A 5,084-nucleotide genomic window follows, 5' to 3' on the forward strand; every position below is an offset into this window, starting at 1 on the left:
CGGCACGCCTGAATCCGCCGTGGACGAAGCCAGGGCCAACAGCTATTTCCTGGTAATGACGCATAACCACGCGCTCGATCTCGCGCTCGCCGAACGCATTCTCCGCCGTGGGGATTTCGCGTTTTTCGGCATGATCGGTTCGCACACGAAGAAGGTCCAGTTCGAGCGGCGTCTGGCGGCGCGCGGTATCGAACCCATGCGGATTGACCGCATGACCTGCCCCATCGGCGTACCCGGCATTGTCGATAAAGCCCCGGAAATGATCGCAGTCTCCGTTGCAGCCCAGTTGTTGCAGAAGGTCGAAGAACACGCCGCGCACGGCTACAATTCCGCGCAGCATCCGCAAACCGCGTGATCAAGACCTTTTTTAAGCACAACAACATGACTCCCACTCTCGCCGAAAAGATCGCCCGCGCGCCCAAAGCCGAGCTCCATATTCATATTGAAGGTTCGCTCGAACCCGAACTGATTTTCGAGCTGGCAAAGCGCAACGGCGTGACGCTCGCGTACGATTCCATCGATGCATTGCGCGCGGCTTACGCATTCACCGACCTGCAATCGTTCCTGGATATTTATTACGCCGGCGCGAGCGTGCTGCTGCACGAACGCGATTTTCACGACATGACCATGGCGTACGTCGAACGCGCGCTTGCCGACCATGTCACGCACACCGAAATTTTCTTCGATCCCCAGACGCACACCGAGCGCGGTGTGTCGATTGCGACGGCAATGGCGGGTATTGAAAGCGCGTTGGCCGAAGGCGAGAAGCGCGGCCTGACGAGCAAGGTGATCCTGTGTTTCCTGCGGCATTTGCCGGAAGAAGACGCGCTCAAGACATTCAATGAAGCCCTGCCCCTGTTCGATCAATACAAGCATCGGCTGATTGGTGTCGGGCTGGATTCGTCGGAGCGTGGACATCCGCCGTCGAAGTTCGAGCGCGTGTTCGCAAAGGCGCGCGATAAAGGCCTGAAACTCGTGGCGCATGCAGGCGAAGAAGGACCGCCTGCGTACGTGTACGAAGCGCTCGATCTGCTGAAGGTCGATCGTGTCGATCACGGCGTGCGCAGCATGGAAGACCCGGCGTTGGTCGCGCGTCTTGCCGATGCCCGCATTGCGCTGACCGTCTGCCCGCTGTCGAACCTGAAGCTGCGCGTCTTCGACGACATGACCAAGCACACGCTCAAGGCGCTGCTCGACCAGGGCGTGGCCGTGATGATCAATTCGGACGATCCGGCGTACTTCGGCGGTTACGTGAACGCCAATTACTTCGCGATCCAGGAAGCCCTGAATCTCGCCGATGCCGAGGTCTACACGCTGCTCAAGAACAGCCTGGAAGCCTCGTTCGTGACGGATGCAGAACGCAACGCCATGGTCGCCAAGCTCGATGCCTACTGGCACGCAGCGGCCTGACGCGCGGGAACGTCATGGCATCGATTACTCAGGACAGCACCACGCTCGAGCGTTTCTTCGGCATCCGCGCCGCGGGTTCGCGCACGAAAACGGAAGTCGTCGCGGGCATCACGACCTTTCTCACGGCGATGTACATCATCGTCGTCAATCCAGGGATCTTGTCGCAGGCGGGCGTGCCGTTTCCCGCGGCGCTGACGGCGACCGTGATCGTGAGTTTCCTCGGCAGTTGCGCGATGGGTTTGTACGCGCGCAACCCCGTGCTGGTGGCGCCCGGCATGGGCATGAACGCGCTGTTTGCGTTCGTGATGGTCCACGGCGGCAAGATGCCGTGGCAGACGGCGCTTGGCTGCGTGTTCTGGGCCGGCGTGATCTTCGCGGTCCTGGCGTTGTTCAACGCGCGCAAGCTGGTCGTCGATGCCATTCCGGCGAATCTGCGCCACGCTGTATCGTGCGGCATCGGGCTCTTTATCAGCTTGATCGGCCTGGTCAATGCGAAGTTCGTGGTCGGCGATCCGGTGACGATCGTGCATTCGGCATCGCTGAATCCGGTAGTGATCACGTTCCTGATCGGCTTGGCCGTGACCACCATCCTGGTCGCGCGCAAGGTGACCGGCGCGCTGATGCTAGGCATCATTTTCACGACCGTGATTGCGATTCCAATTGGCCGGTTCTGGGGCGACGGCACGGCATACTGGCCCGCCGCAATCGCCACGAAAACACTCGTGAACTGGAACGGCCTGGTCTCGGCCCCGGATTTTTCGGCGCTCGGCCAGCTCGATATTTTCGGCTCGCTGAAGGTGATCTACTGGCCGTTCATCTTCGTCATGTTGTTCACGTCGTTCTTCGACGCGCTTTCAACCTTCATGGCGATCTCCGAAGCCGGCAAGCTTTACGATAAAGACGGCAACCCGCGCAACATCCGCGAGTCGATGATGGTCGATTCGTTCTCCGCACTGATTTCCGCGCCGCTCGGGACAAGCCCGGCGAACGCCTACATTGAATCGGCGGCGGGGATTTCGGCGGGTGGACGCACGGGCCTGGTCGCGGTCATCGCGGGCCTGTGTTTCCTGCCGTTCCTGTTCCTCTCGCCGCTGCTCTCGCTCGTGCCCGCAATCGCGACGGCGCCGGCGCTCGTGCTTGTCGGCGTGTTCATGATGGAATCGATCACGAAGATCGAATGGGGCCGTTTCGACGAAGCCATTCCCGCCTTCCTCGCAATGATCCTGATCCCGCTGACCTACTCGATCACCGATGGCATTGCGTACGGATTCCTCGCGTTTGTCGTGATCAAGTTCTTCACGGGCCGCGGAAAAGAAATCAAGCCGGCGATGTGGATTGTCGCCGCGCTTTCGTTGCTGCTTTTGACACAGCTATAACACGCTTTACTGGAGACGTTTCAAATGCCTACGCCCACCCGCCAGACCGCCTACCGCGCGCAACTTCTCACGTTCCGCGACGATCCTGCTTTCTCCGACAGCAACGCCGTGTATGAGACCGACGGCCTGTTGCTCGTGGAGAATGGCCGCGTGGTGGCGGCGGGCGCGTATGCGGCCTTGCGCGCTCAGATCGCGCCGGACGCGATCGTCAAGGATCTGCGCGACAAGCTGATCGTGCCGGGCTTCATCGATTCGCACATTCACTATCCGCAGACCGACATGATCGCGTCGCCCGCGCCCGGTTTGCTGCCATGGTTGAACACGTACACGTTTCCGACCGAGCGCAAGTTCGAAGACCCGGCGTATGCACGCGAGACGGCAGGATTTTTCATCGATGAACTTCTCGCGTGCGGCACGACCAGCGCGCTCGTGTATTGCACGGTCCACAAGCAATCCGCCGATGCCTTCTTCGGCGAAAGCGAATCCCGCAATCTGCGCATGATCGCGGGCAAGGTGCTGATGGATCGTAATTGCCCGGAATATCTGCAAGATACCGCGCAATCCGGTTACGACGAAAGCGCCGAACTCATCGCGAAATGGCATGGCCGCGGACGTCAGGAATATGCGCTCACGCCACGTTTTGCGCCGACCTCCACCGAGGCGCAACTCGAAGCCTGCGCGGTGCTCGCGCGCAAGCACCAGGACGTGTATATCCAGAGCCACGTCGCGGAAAACACCGACGAGATCAAATGGGTCGAAAGCCTGTTCCCCGGGCATCGAAGCTATCTGGACATCTACGATCACTACGATCTGCTGCGTCAACGCGCGGTCTATGGCCATTGCATCTACCTCGACGATACCGACCGTCAACGCATGGCCGAGACCGGCGCGGTCGCGTCGCATTGCCCGACATCGAACCTGTTCCTCGGCAGCGGCCTCTTCGATATCGAAAAAGCCGGCAAAGCGAACATGCCGGTCGCGCTCGCCACCGACGTAGGCGGCGGCACATCGTTTTCGATGCTGCAAACCATGGGCGAAGCACACAAGATTGCGCGCCTGACAGGTCATCACCTGACGGCTGCACGCATGTTCTGGCTCGCGACGACGGGCGCCGCGCAAGTGCTCGATATGGCGGACAAGGTCGGGACGCTGAAACCCGGCAGTGAAGCCGATTTCGTCGTGCTGGATCCAGCCGGCACGCCGCTTCTCGCGCGTCGCACGGCACGGGCGGACTCGCTGGAAGAACTGTTGTTCGCATTCGCGATGCTGGGCGATGACCGCGCGGTCTTCGAAACCTATTCGGCGGGGCAGCGTGTGCATGAAAGAGATGCACGGCGTGCTGCGGTTGCGGAGCTGGCTGCAGCCTGACCACGCGCGACGGGGCCATTTAACCATTACAAGAGCGTAAGCCGGATCGGACAAAATTACAGATCGAGCGCGTTTGTCAGCTTCCCGGTAAAGTTTAGCCTTTGGCAACGCCCGAGCGCTTACCCACCGTTCATGAAGCCACACATCAAGCCGCTTTATCGAGCCGTCCGAATCGGCTTGACCGTCCTGATTGCCGCAACCTCCGCGCACGCTTCGGCTTACGCGCTGGACTCATTGCTCGATTGCAAAGCCGACGCGCACGCGTTCATTGCGCCGCTTCAGCAAGATCACGTCATCGAAGCGACGCCCATGCGCGTGGAAGCCAACTCCATCAACGCGTTCAAGCCGACACGCGACAGCCATCTGACCGCCTTCGATTTCGGTGTGTTCGCGGTCGTCGGATTTCAAAAGGACGACGCGATCTTCAAGACCGGGACCGGCGCGCCAATCGCGGAATCGGCTTACGGCGCGGTGGTTATCGGTGGGGAAGAGTCAGTGAGACAGAAAGTTCGCGCCGCCGGAAGCGACGCCATCATCCATCATGTCGCGCCGTTCATCACCGCGATTTTCTGCAACCGGGATTGATGAGATTCAAAAAGAAGGCCGCGACAACATGGCGTTGTCGCGGCCTTCTTCGTTTGAGCACAAGCCTTGAGGTTTAACGCACGATATTCGCGATCGATGCAATCAGCCGGTCGATGTCCGCTGCGTGCAAAGCGCCCATCGTGGAGATGCGGAACAGCTCGTTCGACAAACCGCCCTGCCCCGCGTAGATCACGAAACCCTTGGTTTTCAACGCGTCGTGCAGAACCGGATAGGTGGTTCCCACCGGCAACCGGTAAGCCCGCAACACGACCGACGACTCGCCATCCGGCAGCGCGCCTTCGATACCCAACGCAGCCAACCCCGAACGCGCCTGCTCGGCGAGCA

At 60.5% G+C, this 5,084-nt stretch carries 5 protein-coding genes and 1 pseudogene; 5 read left to right on the top strand and 1 reads right to left on the bottom strand.

The genetic code is table 11. The annotated features are described in order from the left end of the window. The 5 genes from ACRXB1_RS29960 to ACRXB1_RS29980 all read left to right on the top strand — a co-directional run. Positions 1–355: XdhC family protein (locus ACRXB1_RS29960; RefSeq protein WP_449494100.1), on the top strand; the 355-nt coding region annotated here is incomplete at its 5' end. 26 nt (positions 356–381) lie between these two features. After that, complete coding sequence (locus ACRXB1_RS29965; protein ID WP_449494101.1) at positions 382–1,410, top strand: adenosine deaminase; 1,029 nt, start codon at positions 382–384, stop codon at positions 1,408–1,410. Between the two features lie 14 nt (positions 1,411–1,424). Further along, positions 1,425–2,786: an NCS2 family permease gene (locus tag ACRXB1_RS29970; protein WP_075359611.1), complete on the top strand. Its 1,362-nt coding sequence runs from the start codon at positions 1,425–1,427 to the stop codon at positions 2,784–2,786. 24 nt (positions 2,787–2,810) lie between these two features. Next, a complete protein-coding gene (gene guaD / locus ACRXB1_RS29975) occupies positions 2,811–4,154 on the top strand; it encodes a guanine deaminase (RefSeq protein WP_449494102.1) in 1,344 nt (447 codons plus the stop codon). Positions 4,155–4,286: 132 nt separating this feature from the next. Further along, positions 4,287–4,739, top strand: a complete 453-nt coding sequence (locus tag ACRXB1_RS29980) for a hypothetical protein (RefSeq protein ID WP_075359613.1) — start codon at positions 4,287–4,289, stop codon at positions 4,737–4,739. 73 nt (positions 4,740–4,812) lie between these two features. Here the strand turns inward: ACRXB1_RS29980 and ACRXB1_RS29985 are convergent. Continuing rightward, positions 4,813–5,084 (bottom strand): annotated as a pseudogene (locus tag ACRXB1_RS29985) (2-aminoethylphosphonate aminotransferase); the annotation flags it as partial.

It is taken from the genome of Caballeronia sp. M23-90 (assembly GCF_053574605.1).